The sequence below is a fragment of the Burkholderia aenigmatica genome (genome assembly GCF_902499175.1).
GTDB classification, from domain to species: Bacteria; Pseudomonadota; Gammaproteobacteria; order Burkholderiales; family Burkholderiaceae; genus Burkholderia; species Burkholderia aenigmatica.
In genome coordinates this window covers 13,226-31,376 of record NZ_CABVQC010000081.1, presented here as the reverse complement: position 1 = coordinate 31,376, position 18,151 = coordinate 13,226, and the positions used below count along the sequence as shown (strand labels likewise).

At 67.4% G+C, this 18,151-nt stretch carries 18 protein-coding genes; 15 read left to right on the top strand and 3 right to left on the bottom strand.

The genetic code is table 11. The features are described from left to right. Window positions 1-91 precede the first annotated feature (91 nt). The 15 genes from fliL (at window position 92) to BDO18943_RS36895 (ending at window position 16,530) form a co-directional block, all read left to right on the top strand. Window positions 92-628 carry a flagellar basal body-associated protein FliL gene (gene fliL, locus BDO18943_RS36965; protein ID WP_143330941.1) on the top strand — a complete coding sequence of 179 codons (537 nt, stop codon included), beginning with the start codon at window positions 92-94 and terminating at the stop codon, window positions 626-628. A 22-nt stretch (window positions 629-650) separates the two neighbouring features. Beyond that, the gene (gene fliM, locus BDO18943_RS36960) at window positions 651-1,649 is read left to right on the top strand and encodes a flagellar motor switch protein FliM (protein WP_043184817.1); all 999 of its coding nucleotides are present in this window, start codon (window positions 651-653) and stop codon (window positions 1,647-1,649) included. After that, window positions 1,642-2,130, top strand: a complete 489-nt coding sequence (gene fliN, locus BDO18943_RS36955; RefSeq protein ID WP_043184816.1) for a flagellar motor switch protein FliN — start codon at window positions 1,642-1,644, stop codon at window positions 2,128-2,130. Before fliM ends, fliN begins: the two co-directional genes overlap by 8 nt. After that, window positions 2,127-2,699: a flagellar biosynthetic protein FliO gene (fliO, locus tag BDO18943_RS36950; RefSeq protein WP_175026076.1), complete on the top strand. Its 573-nt coding sequence runs from the start codon at window positions 2,127-2,129 to the stop codon at window positions 2,697-2,699. The genes fliN and fliO overlap by 4 nt, the downstream gene beginning before the upstream one ends. Before the next feature lie 36 nt (window positions 2,700-2,735). After that, window positions 2,736-3,497 carry a flagellar type III secretion system pore protein FliP gene (gene fliP / locus BDO18943_RS36945; RefSeq protein ID WP_043184813.1) on the top strand — a complete coding sequence of 254 codons (762 nt, stop codon included), beginning with the start codon at window positions 2,736-2,738 and terminating at the stop codon, window positions 3,495-3,497. A 19-nt stretch (window positions 3,498-3,516) separates the two neighbouring features. Beyond that, on the top strand, window positions 3,517-3,789 hold the full coding sequence (gene fliQ, locus BDO18943_RS36940) for a flagellar biosynthesis protein FliQ (RefSeq protein ID WP_006491272.1): 273 nt from the start codon (window positions 3,517-3,519) through the stop codon (window positions 3,787-3,789). 22 nt (window positions 3,790-3,811) lie between these two features. Further along, window positions 3,812-4,594: a flagellar biosynthetic protein FliR gene (gene fliR, locus BDO18943_RS36935; protein ID WP_175026075.1), complete on the top strand. Its 783-nt coding sequence runs from the start codon at window positions 3,812-3,814 to the stop codon at window positions 4,592-4,594. A 176-nt stretch (window positions 4,595-4,770) separates the two neighbouring features. Beyond that, entirely contained in the window at window positions 4,771-5,775 is a 1,005-nt protein-coding gene (locus BDO18943_RS36930; protein WP_043184811.1) for an ABC transporter substrate-binding protein, read from the top strand. 122 nt (window positions 5,776-5,897) lie between these two features. Further along, entirely contained in the window at window positions 5,898-6,695 is a 798-nt protein-coding gene (locus tag BDO18943_RS36925) for an ABC transporter ATP-binding protein (protein WP_043184810.1), read from the top strand. A gap of 37 nt (window positions 6,696-6,732) precedes the next feature. Further along, complete coding sequence (locus tag BDO18943_RS36920) at window positions 6,733-7,590, top strand: ABC transporter permease (RefSeq protein WP_011350459.1); 858 nt, start codon at window positions 6,733-6,735, stop codon at window positions 7,588-7,590. An 88-nt stretch (window positions 7,591-7,678) separates the two neighbouring features. After that, on the top strand, window positions 7,679-9,046 hold the full coding sequence (locus BDO18943_RS36915) for a sensor histidine kinase (RefSeq protein WP_175026085.1): 1,368 nt from the start codon (window positions 7,679-7,681) through the stop codon (window positions 9,044-9,046). A 12-nt stretch (window positions 9,047-9,058) separates the two neighbouring features. After that, on the top strand, window positions 9,059-9,736 hold the full coding sequence (locus tag BDO18943_RS36910) for a response regulator (RefSeq protein WP_041492705.1): 678 nt from the start codon (window positions 9,059-9,061) through the stop codon (window positions 9,734-9,736). 281 nt (window positions 9,737-10,017) lie between these two features. Further along, window positions 10,018-11,148 (top strand): porin, encoded by a 1,131-nt coding sequence (locus BDO18943_RS36905; RefSeq protein ID WP_043184808.1) that lies wholly within the window; start codon window positions 10,018-10,020, stop codon window positions 11,146-11,148. Window positions 11,149-11,485: 337 nt separating this feature from the next. Then, on the top strand, window positions 11,486-13,504 hold the full coding sequence (locus BDO18943_RS36900) for a site-specific DNA-methyltransferase (RefSeq protein ID WP_175026074.1): 2,019 nt from the start codon (window positions 11,486-11,488) through the stop codon (window positions 13,502-13,504). Continuing rightward, entirely contained in the window at window positions 13,504-16,530 is a 3,027-nt protein-coding gene (locus BDO18943_RS36895) for a type III restriction-modification system endonuclease (protein ID WP_175026073.1), read from the top strand. The genes BDO18943_RS36900 and BDO18943_RS36895 overlap by 1 nt, the downstream gene beginning before the upstream one ends. A gap of 256 nt (window positions 16,531-16,786) precedes the next feature. Here the strand turns inward: BDO18943_RS36895 and BDO18943_RS36890 are convergent, their stop codons facing one another. The 3 genes from BDO18943_RS36890 to BDO18943_RS36880 form a co-directional block, all read right to left on the bottom strand. Further along, complete coding sequence (locus BDO18943_RS36890) at window positions 16,787-17,170, bottom strand: hypothetical protein (RefSeq protein WP_175026072.1); 384 nt, start codon at window positions 17,168-17,170, stop codon at window positions 16,787-16,789. A 188-nt stretch (window positions 17,171-17,358) separates the two neighbouring features. Beyond that, entirely contained in the window at window positions 17,359-17,613 is a 255-nt protein-coding gene (locus BDO18943_RS36885; protein WP_011350453.1) for a hypothetical protein, read from the bottom strand. Between the two features lie 37 nt (window positions 17,614-17,650). Further along, complete coding sequence (locus tag BDO18943_RS36880) at window positions 17,651-17,953, bottom strand: hypothetical protein (protein WP_089449610.1); 303 nt, start codon at window positions 17,951-17,953, stop codon at window positions 17,651-17,653. Between the last annotated feature and the right edge of the window lie 198 nt (window positions 17,954-18,151).

The window sequence follows — 18,151 nt, the reverse complement described above, 5'->3', positions numbered from 1 at the left end:
GCATCGGGCCGACACCCGGCCGACAATCGGCTGAGATAGCCGCAAATCCCCCCTCTTTTCCACCCATCGGGCTCGGCCCGGATGCCGAACAATGCATGCTACGAGACATCACGCACGCATTCACATGGCCTCCACGACCGCAAACCCGACCGCCGACAAGCCGGCTTCATCCGGCAAGTTCAAGCGCATCGCGCTCATCGCCGTCATCGCGCTGGGCGCGGCGGCCGCCGCAGCCGGCGGCATGTACGTGTTCCTGAGCAAGGAAGGCGTCGGCCATGCGAGCACGCCCGCCGAGCCGGCACCGCTGGCCGCGCCGGTGTTCTTCCCGCTCGACCCGCTGACCGTGAACCTGCAGTCCGACGACGGCGCGCAGCACTACCTGCGCGTCGGCCTGTCGCTGAAGCTCACCGACCCGAAGGCGCAGGAGCAACTGACCGCGCGGATGCCGGAGATCCGCAGCCGGATCCTGCTCGCGCTGTCGAACAAGCATCCCGAGGAACTCGCGACGCCGGACGGCAAACGTTCGCTTGCGAAGGAACTGCGGGACCTGATCGAGCAGCCGACGCAGCCGGGCAACCAGCGCGCGAAGGTCGACGACGTGCTGTTCACCGAGTTCGTCGTCCAGTAACGCGGCCGCGAAAGGAGCGCGTATGGGTCACCAGGAGTTCATGTCCCAGGAGGAGGTCGATGCCCTCCTCAAGGGCGTCACGGGCGAAACCGATGCAGTCGACGAACAGCGCGACACATCGGGCGTCCGTCCCTACAACATCGCGACGCAGGAGCGGATCGTCCGCGGCCGGATGCCCGGCCTCGAGATCATCAACGACCGCTTTGCGCGCCTGCTGCGGATCGGCATCTTCAACTTCATGCGGCGCACGGCGGAAATCTCCGTCAGCCAGGTGAAGGTGCTGAAGTACAGCGAGTTCACCCGCAACCTGCCGATCCCGACGAACCTGAACCTCGTGCACGTGAAGCCGCTGCGCGGCACGTCGCTGTTCGTGTTCGACCCGAACCTCGTGTTCTTCGTCGTCGACAACCTGTTCGGCGGCGACGGGCGCTTTCACACGCGCGTCGAGGGCCGCGATTTCACGGCCACCGAGCAGCGGATCATCGGCAAGCTGCTGAACCTCGTGTTCGAGCACTACACGACCGCCTGGAAGAGCGTGCGGCCGCTGCAGTTCGAATTCGTGCGCTCGGAGATGCACACGCAGTTCGCGAACGTCGCGACACCGAACGAGATCGTCATCGTCACGCAGTTCTCGATCGAGTTCGGGCCGACGGGCGGCACGCTGCACATCTGCATGCCGTACTCGATGATCGAGCCGATCCGCGACGTGCTCAGCTCGCCGATCCAGGGCGAGGCGCTCGAAGTCGACCGCCGCTGGGTGCGCGTGCTGTCGCAGCAGGTGCAGGCCGCCGAAGTCGAGCTGACCGCGAACCTCGCCGAGATCTCGTCGACCTTCGAGAAGATCCTGAACCTGCGCGCGGGCGACGTGCTGCCGCTGGAAATCGAGGACACGATCACTGCCAAGGTCGACGGCGTGCCGGTGATGGAATGCGGCTACGGAATTTTCAATGGTCAATATGCGTTGCGCGTGCAGAAGATGATCAGCGCGGGCGATTCGATGAAGGAAGGTGGATATGAGTGAGCTGAACCAGACGCCCGAGGACGACGCACAAGCGATGGCCGACGCGGCCCTCGCGGCATCGGCCGCCGCGCAGGCGGCACCGGCCGCGGCGGAAGAAGATCCGGGCATGGACGACTGGGCGGCCGCGCTGGCCGAGCAGAACCAGCAGCCAGTGCAGGCGGGCGCGACGGGCGCCGGCGTGTTCCAGCCGCTGTCGAAGGCCGCGGCGACCTCGACGCACAACGACATCGAGATGATCCTCGACATCCCGGTCAAGATGACCGTGGAGCTCGGCCGCACGAAGATCGCGATCCGCAACCTGCTGCAGCTCGCGCAGGGCTCGGTCGTCGAACTCGACGGCCTCGCCGGCGAGCCGATGGACGTGCTCGTGAACGGCTGCCTGATCGCGCAGGGCGAGGTCGTGGTCGTCAACGACAAGTTCGGCATCCGCCTGACCGACATCATCACGCCGGCCGAACGCATCCGGAAGCTGAATCGATGAACGTAGTAGCGCCCGGCCGCCGCGTGCGCGTCGCAAGCGTGGCGGCGGCTTCCGCGGCCATTGCGGCGTCGCTTGCCTGCGCGCCGGCCGGCGCCGCCGACATGAACGCGGTAAACAACGCCGGGTCGATCGCATCGAGCGTGATGGTCGGCTCCGCCGCACCGTCGCTCGGCTTCGGCGCGGTGCTGCAGACGCTGGTCGGGCTCGCGGTCGTGATCGGTCTCGTATTCGCGTGCGCATGGCTCGCGCGCCGCTTCGGCTTCCAGCACGCCCGCCGCGGCGGCCCGCTGAAGGTCGTGTCGAGCGTCGCGGTCGGGGCGAAGGAAAGCGCGACGATCGTCGAGATCGGCGACACCTGGCTCGTGCTCGGCGTCGCGCCGGGCAACGTGCGACTGCTGCACACGCTGCCGGCCGGTTCGGCAGCGGCTCACGCGACGACGGCTTCGGCCGACGCGCCCGCCGGCGCCGCCCCGTCCGAAGGCGGCCTGCCCGGCACGTTCGGCTCGCGGTTTCGCGACGCGCTCGCGGGCGAAGCCGCGAAGCGCCTCGGTCGCGGCAAGGACCACTGACATGGCGCCGCGCCCTTTTTCCGACCCCGCATTCCGATGAAACACGCATTCCTGCATCGCGCGGCGCGCTTCGCGCCCGTGCTGATCCTCTGCCTCGCCCCCGCGCTCGCGTATGCGCAGGCGAACGGCCTGCCCGCGTTCAACGCGAGCCCGGGCCCGCACGGCGGCACCACGTATTCGCTGAGCGTGCAGACGATGCTGCTGCTCACGATGCTGTCGTTCCTGCCGGCGATGATGCTGATGATGACGAGCTTCACGCGCATCATCATCGTGCTGTCGCTGCTGCGCCAGGCGCTCGGCACCGCGACGACGCCGCCGAACCAGGTGCTCGTCGGCCTCGCGATGTTCCTCACCTTCTTCGTGATGTCGCCGGTGCTCGACCGTGCGTACAACGACGGCTACAAGCCGTTCTCCGATGGCTCGATGCCGATGGAGCAGGCGGTGCAGCGCGGCGTCGCACCGTTCAAGACCTTCATGCTGAAGCAGACCCGCGAGACCGATCTCGCGCTGTTCGCGAAGATCTCGAAGGCCGCGCCGATGCAGGGGCCTGAAGACGTGCCGCTGTCGCTGCTGGTGCCCGCGTTCGTCACGAGCGAGCTGAAGACCGGCTTCCAGATCGGCTTCACGGTATTCATCCCGTTCCTGATCATCGACATGGTCGTCGCGAGCGTGCTGATGTCGATGGGGATGATGATGGTGTCGCCGTCCACCGTGTCGCTGCCGTTCAAGCTGATGCTGTTCGTGCTGGTCGACGGCTGGCAGCTACTGATCGGCTCGCTCGCGCAGAGCTTTACGTAAGCGGCGGAGGAAACGCGCGATGACGCCCGAACAAGTGATGACCCTGGCGCACCAGGCGATGATGGTCGGCCTGCTGCTGGCCGCCCCGCTGCTGCTGGTCGCGCTCGCGGTCGGCCTCGTCGTGAGCCTGTTCCAGGCCGCGACGCAGATCAACGAGGCGACGCTGTCGTTCATCCCGAAGCTGCTCGCGGTCGCCGCGACGCTCGTGATCGCCGGCCCCTGGATGTTGACGACGATGCTCGACTACCTGCGGCAGACGCTGCTGCACGTCGCGACGCTCGGCGTCGGCTGAGCCGCGCACACACCCGGCGGCGATGTTCTCGGTTACCTACGCGCAGCTCAACGGCTGGCTCACGGCGTTCCTGTGGCCGTTCGTGCGAATGCTCGCGCTCGTCGCGACCGCGCCGGTCGTCGGCCACGCGGCGGTGCCCATCCGCGTGAAGATCGGCCTCGCCGCGTTCATGGCGCTGGTCGTCGCGCCCACGCTCGGCGCGATGCCTGACGTCACCGTGTTCTCCGCGCAGGGCATCTGGATCGTCGTCACGCAGTTCCTGATCGGCGTCGCGATGGGCTTCACGATGCAGATCGTGTTCGCGGCCGTCGAGGCGGCCGGCGACTTCATCGGGCTGTCGATGGGGCTCGGCTTCGCCACCTTCTTCGATCCGCACACGAGCGGCGCGACGCCCGTGATGGGCCGCTTCCTGAACGCGGTCGCGATGCTCGCGTTCCTCGCGGTGGACGGCCACCTGCAGGTGTTCGCCGCGCTCACCGCGTCGTTCCAGTCGCTGCCGGTGTCGGCCGACCTGCTGCACGCGCCCGGCTGGCGCACGCTCGCCGCGTTCGGCACGACCGTGTTCGAGATGGGGCTGCTGCTCGCGCTGCCGGTGGTCGCGGCGCTCTTGATCGCGAACCTCGCGCTCGGCATCCTGAACCGCGCGGCGCCGCAGATCGGCGTGTTCCAGGTCGGCTTTCCCGTCACGATGCTCGTCGGGCTGTTGCTCGTGCAACTGATGATCCCGAACCTCGTGCCGTTCGTGTCGCACCTGTTCGACATGGGGCTCGACGCGATGGGCCGCGTGCTGACCGGCTGGCGCTGAGCGCCTCCCGCCCCCGCTGTTCCCCGTTTCCCGCCTGTTCCGGCCCTGCGTTGCTGGAAAACCCCTAAAGGAATCGCCCGCCCGCGAAAGGTAGCGGAAGGTTTCGCCTCCCTATACTCGTCGTGACGATGCAGCAAGCATCGCGCCATACGAATACAACGAACGGAGACGACCCGATGCGACCCATCCTGCGCACCCTCGCCGTTGCAGCCAGCCTGAGCTGCGCGCTTGCCGCTCACCCCGCTTTCGCCGACGACGGCGGCAAGATCACGATCATGGTCGGCGGGATCGCGAAGCTGATCTACCTGCCCGCTCGGCTCACGCAGGAACTCGGCTACTTCAAGGCCGAAGGGCTCGACGTCGAGCTGCTGTCGCAGCCGGCCGGCGTCGACGCGGAGAACGAGCTGCTCGCGGGCGCCGTGCAGGGCGTGGTCGGCTTCTACGACCACACGATCGACCTGCAGAGCAAGGGCAAGGACGTGAAGGCGATCGCCGTGTTCGGCCAGGTGCCGGGCGAAGTCGAGATGGTGTCGACCAAGGCCGCGCCGACCTTCAAGTCGATGGCCGACTCGAAGGGCAAGACGCTCGGCGTGACGGGCCTCGGCTCGTCGACCAGCTTCCTCACCCAATACCTCGCGCTGCAGCACGGCGTGCCGTCGACGCAGTACACGATGCTGCCGGTCGGCGCCGACGCGAGCTTCATCGCCGCGATCAAGCAGGGCCGTATCGACGCCGGGATGACGACCGAGCCGACGGTGTCCGCGCTCGAGAAGATGGGCGACGCGAAGGTGCTGGTCGACATGCGCACCGTCGACGGCACGCGTGCGGCGCTCGGCGGCACCTACCCGGCCGCGAGCCTGTACGTGCAGTCGGCCTGGGCCGAGTCGCACAAGGCGCAGGCCACCAAGCTCGCGCACGCGTTCGCGAAGACGATGCAGTTCATCCACACGCACAGCGCCGACGAAATCGCCGCGAAGATGCCGGCCGACTACCAGAAGGACAAGGCGCTGTACGTGAGCGCGCTGAAGGCGTCGCTGCCGATGTACACCGCCGACGGCAAGATGCCGGCCGACGGCCCGGCCACCGTGCTGAAGGTGCTGTCGGCGTTCAACCCGTCGGTGAAGGGCAAGCATATCGACCTGGCGCGCACCTTCACGAACGATTTCGTGAACGCGAAGTAAGCGATCCCGGTAGCGGCGCCGGCGGCGGCGATCCCGCCGCCGAGCGTTCCCCCGTTCCGGCCCGGTTGACCGGCCCGGCGTCGTCACGATGCGACGCCCTCCTCACCCGCAGGACGAATGCGATGAACCAGGCAGTCTCCCCGAGCACACCGGCGATCGAGTTTCGCAACGTGTCGTGCCGCTTCATTTCGCCGGAAGGCAAGGCCACCGTCGCGCTGCGCGATTTCAGCATGAGCGTCGCGCGCGGCGAGTTCATCGCGATCGTCGGGCCGACCGGCTGCGGCAAGTCGACCACACTGAATATGATCACCGGGCTGCTCAAGCCCGTGTCGGGCGAGGTGCGCGTGATGGGGCGCCCGGTCGACGGGATCGATCCGCGCATCGGCTTCGTGTTCCAGGCCGACGCCGTGTTCCCGTGGCGCAACGTGATCGACAACGTCGCGGCGGGCCCGCTGTTTCGCGGCCGCTCGAAGGACGTCGCGTACGCGCAGGCCGAGGAATGGATCCGCAAGGTCGGCCTCGACAAGTTCACGAAGCACTACCCGCACCAGCTTTCCGGCGGGATGAGAAAGCGCGTCGCGCTCGCGCAGACCTTCATCAACCAGCCGGAAATCCTGCTGATGGACGAGCCGTTCTCCGCGCTCGACATGCAGACGCGCACGCTGATGCAGGACGAGCTGCTGCAGCTCTGGTCCGCGAACAAGGGCTCGGTCGTGTTCGTCACGCACGATCTGGAAGAGGCGATCGCCCTCGCCGACCGCGTGTTCGTGCTGACCGCGCGGCCTGCCACGCTCAAGCGCGTGTACGAGATCGACCTGCCGCGCCCGCGCGTCACGTCGGAGATCCGCTACGACACGCGCTTCATCGAAATTTCCAAGGACATCTGGCACGACCTGCGCGAAGAAGTGCAGATCGGCTGACGCATACGCTCAAGGCAAGAACAGCAAGGACAGGAGCATGACCGACATGACGCTTCCCCCCACCGCCATTCCGGCGACGACGCTCGAGGACGACGAGCGCGCCGCGCAACGCCGGCTGCGCCGCCGGCGCAACCTGATCGTCACGCTGCGGATCGCCGTGCTGGTGATCGTGCTCGGCGGGTGGGAACTCGCCGCACGCCTCAAGTGGATCGATCCGTTCTTCTTCTCGATGCCGTCGCTGATCTTCGACCAGATCCAGGACTGGTTCGTGAACGGCACGTCGCAGGGCCCGCTGCTCACGCAGGTGTGGGTCACGCTCGAGGAAACCGGCATCGGCTTCGTGATCGGCTCGGTTGCCGGCGTGATCTGCGGGATCGTGCTCGGCCGCAACAAGCTGATGGCCGACGTGTTCGGCCTGTACATCCAGATCGCGAACTCGATTCCGCGCGTCGTGCTCGGCTCGATTTTCGTGATCGCGCTGGGCCTCGGGATGGCGTCGAAGATCGCGCTGGCCGTCGTGATGGTGTTCTTCGTCGTGTTCGGCAACGCGTTTCAGGGCGTGCGCGAAGCCGACCGCTACCTGATCGCGAATGCGCAGATCCTCGGTGCGTCGCGCCGGCAGATCACCACGGCGGTCGTGATCCCGTCCGCGCTGAGCTGGATTCTCGCCAGCCTGCACGTGAGCTTCGGCTTCGCGCTGGTCGGTGCGGTCGTCGGCGAATTCCTGGGTTCCAAGCAGGGCATCGGTTTGCTAATCTCCACCGCCCAGGGCGCGTTCAACGCGAGCGGCGTGTTCGCGGCGATGATCGTGCTGGCCGTGGTCGCGCTGGCTGCCGACTACCTGCTGACCTGGCTCGAGAAGCGGCTGCTGAAGTGGCGCCCCGCGGCGTTCTGAACGCCGCAGACGGACGCCTGACATGACACTCCCGACCGCGCCGGCGCTCCCGGCGCGGTTCGGCATTTCGGAGAAGGAGCGCAACAGGATGGCGCACAGCCTGCGCGGACGGCTGCTGTGGTGGCTGCTGCTGCCGCTCGCGGTGTTCATGCTGATCGCGGGCGCGATGTCGTACGACACCGCGCGGACCACGGCCGCGCTCGTGCAGGACAGCGCGCTCGTCGCGTCCGCGCGCACGATCGGCGAGGACATCGAATGGCGCAACGGGCTGCCGGTCGCCGACGTGCCGCCGGCCGCGCTGGAGATTTTCGAATCGCCGTCGCGCGATTCGGTGTTCTACAAGGTGATCGACGGCCACGACCGCCTGCTCGCCGGCACGCCGGCGCTCGACGTGCCCGCGCGGCACGGCATCGAGCCGACGCTGTACGACACGTCGCTCGACGGCGTGCCGTTGCGCGCGGTGGCCTACGATCGCCAGCTGTACGACGAGGGGCACGTCGAGACGGTCACGGTGGTCGTCGCGAAGACGACCCGCTCGCACCGCGCGATGGTCGCGACGATCTGGCGGCCGCAGCTCGTGCGCCTGTCGCTGATGCTGATGCTCGCGATGGGGCTCGTGTACCTCGGCCTCACCTTCGAGATGCGGCCGCTGATGCAGCTGAAGGACGACGTGGCCGACCGCGGGCCGATGGAGCTGGAGCCGATCCGCCCCGAGCGGCTGCAGCACGAACTGCGGCCGATCGTCGACGCGATCAACCAGTGCATCGCGCGGCTCAATACGCACACGGCCACGCAGCGCCGCTTCATCGCGGATGCCGCGCACCAGCTGCGCACGCCGATCGCGGTGCTCGACACGCAGATCCAGTACGCGAAGCGGCGCGGGCATGACGATCCCGAGCTCGCATCGGTGCTCGACAGCATGCAGCGCAGCAGCCGCAAGATGGCCGACGTGACCGACAAGCTGCTGTTGCTCGCGCATGCGGAGGCGACGCCGTCGACGCTGCTGACCCATCGCGTCGATCTCGCGGCCGTGGTGTCGAGCGTGCTCGAGGAAACGATCGTGCTCGCACAGCGGCGCGACATCGACCTCGGCGCCGATCTCGGCGAGCGGCTCGACGTCGCGGGCAGCGACAGCCTGCTGACCGCGCTCGTGATGAACCTCGTCGACAACGCGGTGCGCTACACGCAGCCGGGCGGCTGCGTGACGGTGGCCGCCCGCCGCGACGGCGACGCGATCGTCCTCGACGTGGTCGACAACGGCCCCGGTATCCCGGCCGAAGCGCGGCCGCACGTGTTCAAGCGGTTCTACCGCGTGTCGGCCGATACCGAGGGCTCGGGCCTCGGGCTCGCGATCGTCCGCGAGATCGCGCAGGCGCACGGCGGCAGCGTGTCGCTCGCGCCGGGGGCCGGCAATCGCGGTATCGTCGTGACCGTGCGGCTGCCCGCCTACGATTGAAGAGAAGTCGCCATGAAACTCCTGCTGGTCGAAGACAACGCCGAACTCGCGCACTGGATCGTGAACCTGCTGCGCGGCGAGGATTTCGCGGTCGATTCCGTCGGCGACGGCGAACGCGCCGATACGGTGCTGAAGACCGAACGCTACGACGCGGTGCTGCTCGACATGCGCCTGCCCGGCATCAGCGGCAAGGAGGTGCTCGCGCGGCTGCGGCGCCGCAACGACAACGTGCCGGTGCTGATGCTGACCGCGCACGGCTCGGTCGACGACAAGGTCGACTGCTTCGGCGCGGGCGCCGACGATTACGTCGTGAAGCCGTTCGAATCGCGCGAGCTGGTCGCCCGGATTCGCGCGCTGATCCGCCGGCAGGCCGGTGTCGGCACGACGCAGCTCGTGTGCGGCGATCTCGTCTATGCGTTCGGCACGCGCGAATTCCGCTGCGGCGAAACCGTGCTCGCGCTGCGCCGCCGCGAGCACGCGATCCTCGAAACGCTGATGCTGCAGCAGAACAAGACGGTATCGAAGGCGCGGCTGATGGACAGCGTGTTCGCGCTCGACGACGAACCGAGCGCCGACGCGATCGACATCTACATCCACCGGCTGCGCAAGCATCTCGCGGGCAGCACGGCCGAGATCATCACGCTGCGCGGGCTCGGTTACATCCTGCGCATGAAGAGCACGCAGGACTGACAAGCTCCCTTGCGAGCCCTGAATATCGATTCGTAGCACGAAACGTCATCGACGCATGCCGGCGCCCCCGGCTTGCCGGCTTCCGCACACCTGCCCGATCCGTGATTATTGCGCGTTCGGTGTTTTCACCGATCCGATTCTTGCGTCCGGGAAAGCGTCGTGAAGGATTGCACCCTCTACGATGCTATGCGTCGGCCCTCTCGCTGTGGCCGGCAAGAGTCGGCATACATTACGTACTGCCAACGACCAGATTTCAATGCGGCAGCTCGGAGGAGACGATCTTGAAACGAAAAACCCTTGCCCTTTCCATCGCGGCGGCTGGCCTGTGCGCCGGCACCCAGGCGCATGCGCAGTCGAGCGTGCAGCTCTACGGCCTGATGGACCTGAGCTTTCCGACCTACCGGACCCACGCCGACGCGAACGGCAATCACGTGATCGGGATGGGCAACGAAGGCGAGCCGTGGTTCAGCGGCAGCCGCTGGGGTCTGCGCGGCGCCGAAGACATCGGCGGCGGCACGAAGATCATCTTCCGCCTCGAAAGCGAATTCGTGGTCGCGAACGGCCAGATGGAAGACAGCGGCCAGATCTTCGACCGCGATGCGTGGGTCGGCGTCGAGGACGAGCGCTTCGGCAAGCTGACGGCCGGCTTCCAGAACACGATCGCGCGCGACGCGGCCGCGATCTACGGCGATCCGTACGGCTCCGCGAAGCTGTCGACCGAGGAAGGCGGCTGGACCAACTCGAACAACTTCAAGCAGATGATCTTCTACGCGGCCGGCCCGACCGGCACGCGCTACAACAACGGCATCGCGTGGAAGAAGCTGTTCAGCAACGGTATCTTCGCGAGCGCCGGCTACCAGTTCAGCAACTCGACCGCGTTCGCGACCGGCTCCGCGTACCAGGTCGCGCTCGGCTACAACGGCGGGCCGTTCAACGTGTCGGGCTTCTACAACCACGTGAACAACGGCGGCTTCACGAACCAGACGTTCTCGGTCGGCGGCAACTACGCGTTCAGCATCGTGCGCCTGAACGCCGGCTACTTCCGCTACAACGGCGACCAGGGCTCGCTCGGCCAGCGCCACGACGATTCTTGGACGGTGTCGATGAAGATCGCGCCGAAGGGCGCGCTCGACTACGAGCTCGGCTACCAGCAGATGCGCGTGAAGAACGCCGCGTACAACACGGACGGTTTCGTCCCGAACGCGAACCTCGGCGCGTTCAGCCTGACGAACGGCGTCGGCAACGGCTTCAAGGAAACGATCTACGGGTCGGTGTTCTATCACCTGAGCAAGCGCACCGAGGTGTACCTCGCCGGCGACTACATGAAGCTGCACGGCGGCTACACGGTGTCGTCGACGTTCGGCGCGAAGAACCAGCTCGAACTGACGTCGGGCATCCGCACGCGTTTCTGACCCCAAGCGGGGCCCGCCGGGCCCCGCCGCACCCTCCGTCCGGGATTCTCCATGCGGGCACGTCGGCGCTTGGCGCCGACCGTGCCCTTTTTTTCGTCCTGTCCGGCGTGACGCCGGGGACGCCCGCCAGGCGCCCGTCGGCGGCCCATGCGACAACCGGCCCGAAGCCGCTTGCGGCCCGTCCGGCGGGCGATCGCGGCCGATGTCCGCACGATCGCCCCACATCGGCGCTTGACCTCGGACGATCGACTCGATAGCGTTTCGGGTTTGCCCGGGCGGCCGTTGCCGCCGGTGCCGCGAGCGCGCCCGACGTCCTGGCGCGCGCGGCCGGGCTCCGATGGAAAAGACGATGCAGAAACTCGATGCGGCGAGCCCGCAGGCGATGTCGACCGATTTCACCGCCGACAACGTCGCGCGCCTGAAGGCGCTGTTCCCCGAACTCGTGACCGAAGGCCCCGGCGGCGCGTCGGTCGACGTCGACGTGCTGAAGGCGCTGATCGGCGAACGCACGGTCGGCGACGCCGACGAGCGCTACGGCTTCCACTGGCACGGCAAGCGCAGCGCACGCCAGGCCGCGCTCACGCCGTCGACGGGCACGCTGCGGCCCTGCCCCGACGACAGCGTCGCGTGGGACGACACGCGCCATCTCGTGATCGAGGGCGACAACCTCGACGTGATGAAGCTGCTGCACAAGAGTTACGCAGGCAAGGTGAAGCTCGTCTACATCGACCCGCCGTACAACACCGGCAGCGATTTCGTCTATCCGGACGACTTCAGCGACAGCATCCGCCACTACCTGGCGATGACCGGGCAGACCCAGGGCGGCGTGAAGCGCAGCACCAACACCGAGGCGAACGGCCGGTTCCACACCGACTGGCTGAACATGATGTATCCGCGCCTGAAGCTCGCGCACGCGCTGCTGTCCGATGAAGGGCTGATCGCCGTGCACATCGACGAGCATGAAGTGCACGCGCTGGTGCTGATGCTGCGCGAGATCTTCGGCGAGGAGAACGAGCTCGGCGTGGCCGTGTGGGACAAGCGCAACCCGAAGGGCGACGCGCGCGGCGTCGCGTACCAGCACGAATCGCTGGTGCTGTTCGCGCGCAACGCGGAGACGCTGCTCGAACAGGCGCCGCTCAAGCGCCCGAAGCGCAACGCGCAGCGCATGCTCGACGCCGCGCACGACGCCGTATACCGCAGCGGCAACGCGAAGGACGCGCAGAAGGCGTATCGGGCATGGATGAAGGCGCAGACCAACCTGTCCGGCGGCGAGGTGATGTATGACCGGCTGTCGGAAGAAGGCCGCGTGTACCGCCTCGTGTCGATGGCCTGGCCGAACAAGAAGAAGGCGCCGGAAGAGTATTTCACGCCGCTGATCCACCCGGTCACCGGCAAGCCATGTGCGATGCCGGCGCGCGGCTGGCGCAACCCGCCCGCGACGATGCAGGCGCTGATCGAGCGCGGCCAGATCGAATTCGGCGCGGATGAAAGCACGCAGCCGCAGCGGATCTACTACCTCGACGAGAACATGTACGAAAACGTGCCGTCGGTGCTGCCGTTCGCCGGCTCCGACGACGCGCTGCTGAAGACGCTCGGGATCCCGTTCGACCTGCCGAAGCCGGTCGATTTCGCGGCGGCCGTGATCGGCTGGTGTACGCGCGGCGACGACATCGTGCTCGACTGCTTCGCCGGCTCCGGCTCGACCGGCCACGCGGTGATGCAGGTGAACGCGACCGACGGCGGCGCGCGCCGCTACGTGCTCGTGCAATTGCCCGAAGCGCTCGACCGCCGCGACAAGACGCAACTGGCCGCCGCCGATTTCTGCGCGAAGCTGAAGAAGCCGCTGACGCTCGCCGAAATCACCAAGGAACGCCTGCGCCGCACCGCGCAGCAGGTCGCGCGCGACTATCCGGAAAGCTATGGCGACCTCGGTTTCCGCGTGTACCGGCTCGACACGACCAACGTGATCGAGTGGGACCCGCGCCGCGACGATTTCGACCACGCGCTGTTCGCCTCCGTCGAGCACGTGAAGACCGGCCGCACCGAGGACGACCTGCTCGCCGAGCTGACGCTGAAGCTCGGCCTCGACCTGTGCACGCCGGTCGAGCATCACCAGGTGGCCGGCAAGACCGTGCACCTGATCGGCCGCTCGATCGTCGCGTGCTTCGATGCGCGCATCGCGCGCGACGACGCTGGCCCGCTGGCCGACGGCATCGTCGACCTGCTCGACGCGACCGGCACGACGCACGACGTCACGTGCCTGTTCCGCGACAGCGGCTTCGTCGACGACGTCGCGAAGCTCAATCTCGCCGCGCTGCTCGAACAGCACGGCGTGAAGCGCGTGCGGAGCCTGTGATGCGGCTGCATTTCGAAGCGGATCTCGACTACCAGCGCGAGGCGATCGATGCCGTCTGCGACCTGTTTCGCGGCCAGGAATCGTATCGCGGCGACTTCAGCGTGCTCGCGAACGCCGCGCCCGGCACGACGGCCGCAGCGCAAGGCTCGCTCGGCTTCGCGGTGTCGGAACAGGGCGTCGGCAACCGGCTGTCGCTGACCGACGACGCGCTCGCGCGCAATCTCGCCGACGTGCAGCTGCGCGGCGGGCTGCCGCCGTCCGGCCTGCCCGGCTCGCGCGACTTCACCGTCGAGATGGAGACCGGCACCGGCAAGACCTACGTGTACCTGCGCACGATCTTCGAGCTGAACCGCCGCTACGGCTTCACGAAGTTCGTGATCGTCGTGCCGTCGATCGCGATCAAGGAAGGCGTGCACAAGACGCTCGCGATCACCGAGGATCACTTCCGCGCGTTGTACGCGGGCGTGCCGTACGACTACTTCCTGTACGACTCCGCGAAACTCGGCCAGGTGCGCCACTTCGCGGCGAGCGCGGCGATCCAGGTCATGGTGATGACGGTGGCCGCGATCAACAAGAAGGAAATCAACAACCTCTACAAGGACAGCGAGAAGACCGGCGGCGAGAAACCGATCGACCTGATTCGCGCGACGCGGCCGATCGTGATCGTCGACGAGCCGCAAAGCGTCGACGGCGGGCTCGAAGGCCGTGGCCGCGAAGCGCTCGCGGCGATGGCACCGCTCTGCACGCTGCGCTATTCGGCCACGCACGTCGACCGTCACCACATGGTGTACCGGCTCGACGCGGTCGACGCGTACGAGCGCAAGCTGGTCAAGCAGATCGAGATCGCGTCGGCGATCGTCGAGGATGCGCACAACAAGCCGTACGTGCGGCTCGTGGGCGTGTCGAACCGGCGCGGCGCGATCAGCGCGCGCGTCGAGCTCGACGTCGCGACGACGGCCGGCGTGAAGCGCCAGATCGTGACGGCCACCGACGGCGACGATCTCGAACGCCTGACCAAGCGCGCGCTGTACGCGGGGCTGAGGATCGGCGAAGTCCATGCGGTGAAGGGTGCCGAATACGTCGAGCTGCGCCATCCGGAAGGCGAGGCGTTCCTGTCGCTCGGCGAGGCATTCGGCGACATCGACACGCTCGCCGTGCAGCGCGAGATGATCCGCCGCACGATCCGCGAGCATCTGGACAAAGAGCTGCGCCTCGCGGAGCGCGGCGTGAAAGTGCTGTCGCTGTTCTTCGTCGATTCGGTCGAGCGTTATCGCCGCTACGACGAGAACGGAATGCCCGTGAAGGGCGACTACGCGCTGATCTTCGAAGAGGAATATGCGCGGGCGGCGCGCGTGCCGGCCTACCGTGCGCTGTTCGACGGCGTCGACGTCGCGCTCGAAGTCGGGCGCGCGCACAACGGCTACTTCTCGATCGACCGCAAGGGCGGCTGGACCGACACGAGCGAAAGCAGCGCGGCGGCCCGCGAGAACGCAGAGCGCGCATACGGCCTCATCATGCGCGAGAAGGAAGCGCTGCTGTCGTTCGACACGCCGCTGAAATTCATCTTCTCGCACTCGGCGCTGAAGGAAGGCTGGGACAATCCCAACGTGTTCCAGATCTGCACGCTGCGCGACATCCAGACCGAACGCGAGCGCCGCCAGACGCTCGGCCGCGGGCTGCGTCTCGCCGTCGACCAGGACGGCGAACGCGTGCGCGATGCGGGCGTGAACACGCTCACGGTGATCGCGACCGAGCGCTACGAGTCGTTCGCGGAGAACCTGCAGAAGGAAATCGAGGCCGATACGGGCATCCGGTTCGGGATCGTCGAGGAACACCAGTTCGCGGCGCTGCCCGTGCAGGAAGGCGACGGGCCCGCGCATGCGCTCGGCGTCGAGCTGTCGCGCGTGCTGTGGAATCATCTGCACGAACAAGGCTACGTCGACGCGCAGGGCAAGGTGCTCGACCGGCTGAAGGACGCGCTGCGCCAGAGCGCGCTGGTGCTGCCCGATGCGTTCGAAATGCTGCGCGCGCCGATCGTCGCGACGCTGCGCAAGCTGTCGGGCCGCTTCGCGGTGCGCAATGCGGACGAGCGCCGTGCGATCGCGCTGCGGCGCGACGCGTCGGGCAAGGCCGTCGTGTTCGGCGAGGCGTTCCGCGCGCTGTGGGACCGCATCCGTCATCGCACCGTGTACCGCGTCGAGTTCGACAACGCGAAGCTCGTGCGCGACTGCGCGGCCGCGCTGCACGACGCGCCGGACATCGCGCGCGCCCGGCTGCAGTGGCGCAAGGCCGAGATCGACATCGGCAAGGCCGGCATCGAGGCGATCGAAGTGGCCGGCGCCGGCACGGTGCTGCTCGACGAAGGCGAGCTGCCGCTGCCCGACCTGCTCACCGAGCTGCAGGACCGCACGCAGCTCACACGCCGTTCGCTGGCGACGATCCTGGCCGACAGCGGCCGGCTCGAGGATTTCCGCGTGAATCCGCAGCAGTTCATCGCGGTCGCGGCCGATGCGATCAACCGCTGCAAGCGGCTCGCGCTCGTCGCGGGCATCGCGTACCGCAAGCTCGGCGAGCGCCACGTGCATGCGCTCGAATCGTTCGAGAGCGAGGCGTTGACCGGCTATCTGCGCAACCTGCGGCCCGATGCGCAGAAGTCGATCTACGAAGCGGTCGTGTGCGAGACGGACGCGGAGCGTGCGTTCGCCGATGCGCTCGAGGCGCACGACGGCGTGAGGCTGTACGCGAAGCTGCCCGCGTGGTTCCGCGTGTCGACGCCGCTCGGCAGCTATCACCCGGACTGGGCCGTGCTCGCGGAACAGGACGGTGGCGAACGGCTGTACTTCGTCGTCGATACGCCGAATGCGGACGGCCACGTGCCGAGCGAGCACGAGCGGGCGAAGCTCGCGTGCGGCGAGGCGCATTTCCAGGCGCTGGTGGACGGCGACGGCGCGGCGCGCTTCGTGCGCGTCAGGCAGGCGGACGCCTTGTTTGAACCTGCGGTGCCGCTGGCGGGCGCCGGGCGATAAAGCGAAGGGCGGCGATGAGCCGCCCTTTTTTATGGCCTGTTTCGACACGGTCGGCCGCGCTTGCGATGCGCGCGCTTCGCGCCGGTTTCCTGTCTGTCATCCACGTGTAAGCGTTCCGTATTCGCGCTCGTTCGCCGCGCGGTTACGGCTGGTTGCAAATCGGGTCGGCACGATGTTTTCGCGCGACAGCCGCGTGGCATTTCCGCCATGAAAAAAGGGCGCCGAAGCGCCCTTCCATCGCATTGGCGCGCTGCGCTTAAAGCGTGCGGCCCAATGCGTGGTGATGCGAATGATGCGTGGTCGTCGACGCGTGCGTGGTATGGCCATGCGCATGTCCGTGCGCGTGGCCGTGGCCCGGCTGCACGCCGGCGCGATCGGCGATCGTGTCGGAGCGGTCGGCCGCGCGCGACAGGCCCTTGTCGCGGTCGCCCGCGTGCATGCTATTCGAGTTGCTCATCGCCTGGCCGCTCATGTGGCCGGCGGACATGCCGCCTGCATTGCCGCCCAAACCGCCTGCACCGTGGCCGCCGCCACCGCCACCGTTTCCGCCGCCATTGCCGCCGGCTGCTGCATACGCGGAAACCGTGCCGAGCGCGAGCAGCGCGGCCATCAGTACGGACAGGTATCGTTGCTGTTTCATCTTGTGCTCCCTGGAGCGCGTTCGTGTGACTGCATTCTATGAACGCGCAAAATTCGCGCCACACGACGTTGTAAATGATCGTAACGATGCGCGCGGCGCGCATTCGTCAGATCAATCCGGATCGTGCGTGAACGGGGATCGAAGCAGGCGGGCGCGGCGCCGCTGCGCCGCCCCGGTGACGAGGGCGCTTACTGCGCCGGTTGCATGCCCTGCGCGGCGGCCTTGTGCTGCGCGGCCTCTTCTTGCGCGTGCTTCTTCGCCATGTGGTGACCGACGATACAGCCGCCAACCGCGCCGACGACCGCGTGGTGCCCCGCATAGTGGCCGGCCACACCGCCGACCACCGCGCCCTTCATGCAGCCCGCCGCGTGCGCGCTGCCGATGGTGGCAAGCGCAACGATGGCAGCGGTAGCGCACAGCCTGATGTGTCGAATGGGCATCATGTTTTCACTCTCCTCTTGCTGTGATCAGTCGAACCGCTTAATCCCAGCGGCCGCCGCGCCAACCGCCGCGATCGTGCCATTCGTGCTCGCGCCATTCACGGCGGCGCCACTCGTGTTCGCGCCATTCGCGCTGACGCCAGCCATCGCCGCGCCAGCCGTCATCGCGATAGCCGACCGGTGCGTACATGACCGGCGGCGGCGGTGCCACGTAGACGGGCGCCGGCGCCGCATAGGCCGGTACGCCGATGCCGACCGACAGGTCGACGTGAGCCGATGCGACGCCCGAGGCTGCCAGCGCCGCTACACCGAGAACTGCACCGAGAATGAGTTTCTTGTTCATCTCGCGACTCCCTGCACGTGTCGTGCGTCATGTGAATACGGTTCGGAGTCTAGGCACCGGACACTGACACAGGTGAAACGGGTATGCGAGACAGGTAACGGACGTTTACGGGTGCCCGCAAAGCCTTGTGCGACAAGGAAGAGGCGGCATTCTACGCACCGTTGCAGCGGTGCATCGGGCCGGTAAAAAGGGGATTTT

What these genes read in the sequence shown, in the direction of transcription:
- fliL (WP_143330941.1), top strand. Translation starts at nt 92, where the DNA reads ATGCATGCTACGAGACATCACGCACGCATTCACATGGCCTCCACGACC.
- fliM (WP_043184817.1), top strand. Translation starts at nt 651, where the DNA reads ATGGGTCACCAGGAGTTCATGTCCCAGGAGGAGGTCGATGCCCTCCTC.
- fliN (WP_043184816.1), top strand. Translation starts at nt 1,642, where the DNA reads ATGAGTGAGCTGAACCAGACGCCCGAGGACGACGCACAAGCGATGGCC.
- fliO (WP_175026076.1), top strand. Translation starts at nt 2,127, where the DNA reads ATGAACGTAGTAGCGCCCGGCCGCCGCGTGCGCGTCGCAAGCGTGGCG.
- fliP (WP_043184813.1), top strand. Translation starts at nt 2,736, where the DNA reads ATGAAACACGCATTCCTGCATCGCGCGGCGCGCTTCGCGCCCGTGCTG.
- fliQ (WP_006491272.1), top strand. Translation starts at nt 3,517, where the DNA reads ATGACGCCCGAACAAGTGATGACCCTGGCGCACCAGGCGATGATGGTC.
- fliR (WP_175026075.1), top strand. Translation starts at nt 3,812, where the DNA reads ATGTTCTCGGTTACCTACGCGCAGCTCAACGGCTGGCTCACGGCGTTC.
- BDO18943_RS36930 (WP_043184811.1), top strand. Translation starts at nt 4,771, where the DNA reads ATGCGACCCATCCTGCGCACCCTCGCCGTTGCAGCCAGCCTGAGCTGC.
- BDO18943_RS36925 (WP_043184810.1), top strand. Translation starts at nt 5,898, where the DNA reads ATGAACCAGGCAGTCTCCCCGAGCACACCGGCGATCGAGTTTCGCAAC.
- BDO18943_RS36920 (WP_011350459.1), top strand. Translation starts at nt 6,733, where the DNA reads ATGACCGACATGACGCTTCCCCCCACCGCCATTCCGGCGACGACGCTC.
- BDO18943_RS36915 (WP_175026085.1), top strand. Translation starts at nt 7,679, where the DNA reads ATGGCGCACAGCCTGCGCGGACGGCTGCTGTGGTGGCTGCTGCTGCCG.
- BDO18943_RS36910 (WP_041492705.1), top strand. Translation starts at nt 9,059, where the DNA reads ATGAAACTCCTGCTGGTCGAAGACAACGCCGAACTCGCGCACTGGATC.
- BDO18943_RS36900 (WP_175026074.1), top strand. Translation starts at nt 11,486, where the DNA reads ATGGAAAAGACGATGCAGAAACTCGATGCGGCGAGCCCGCAGGCGATG.
- BDO18943_RS36895 (WP_175026073.1), top strand. Translation starts at nt 13,504, where the DNA reads ATGCGGCTGCATTTCGAAGCGGATCTCGACTACCAGCGCGAGGCGATC.
- BDO18943_RS36890 (WP_175026072.1), bottom strand. Translation starts at nt 17,170, where the DNA reads ATGAAACAGCAACGATACCTGTCCGTACTGATGGCCGCGCTGCTCGCG.
- BDO18943_RS36885 (WP_011350453.1), bottom strand. Translation starts at nt 17,613, where the DNA reads ATGATGCCCATTCGACACATCAGGCTGTGCGCTACCGCTGCCATCGTT.
- BDO18943_RS36880 (WP_089449610.1), bottom strand. Translation starts at nt 17,953, where the DNA reads ATGAACAAGAAACTCATTCTCGGTGCAGTTCTCGGTGTAGCGGCGCTG.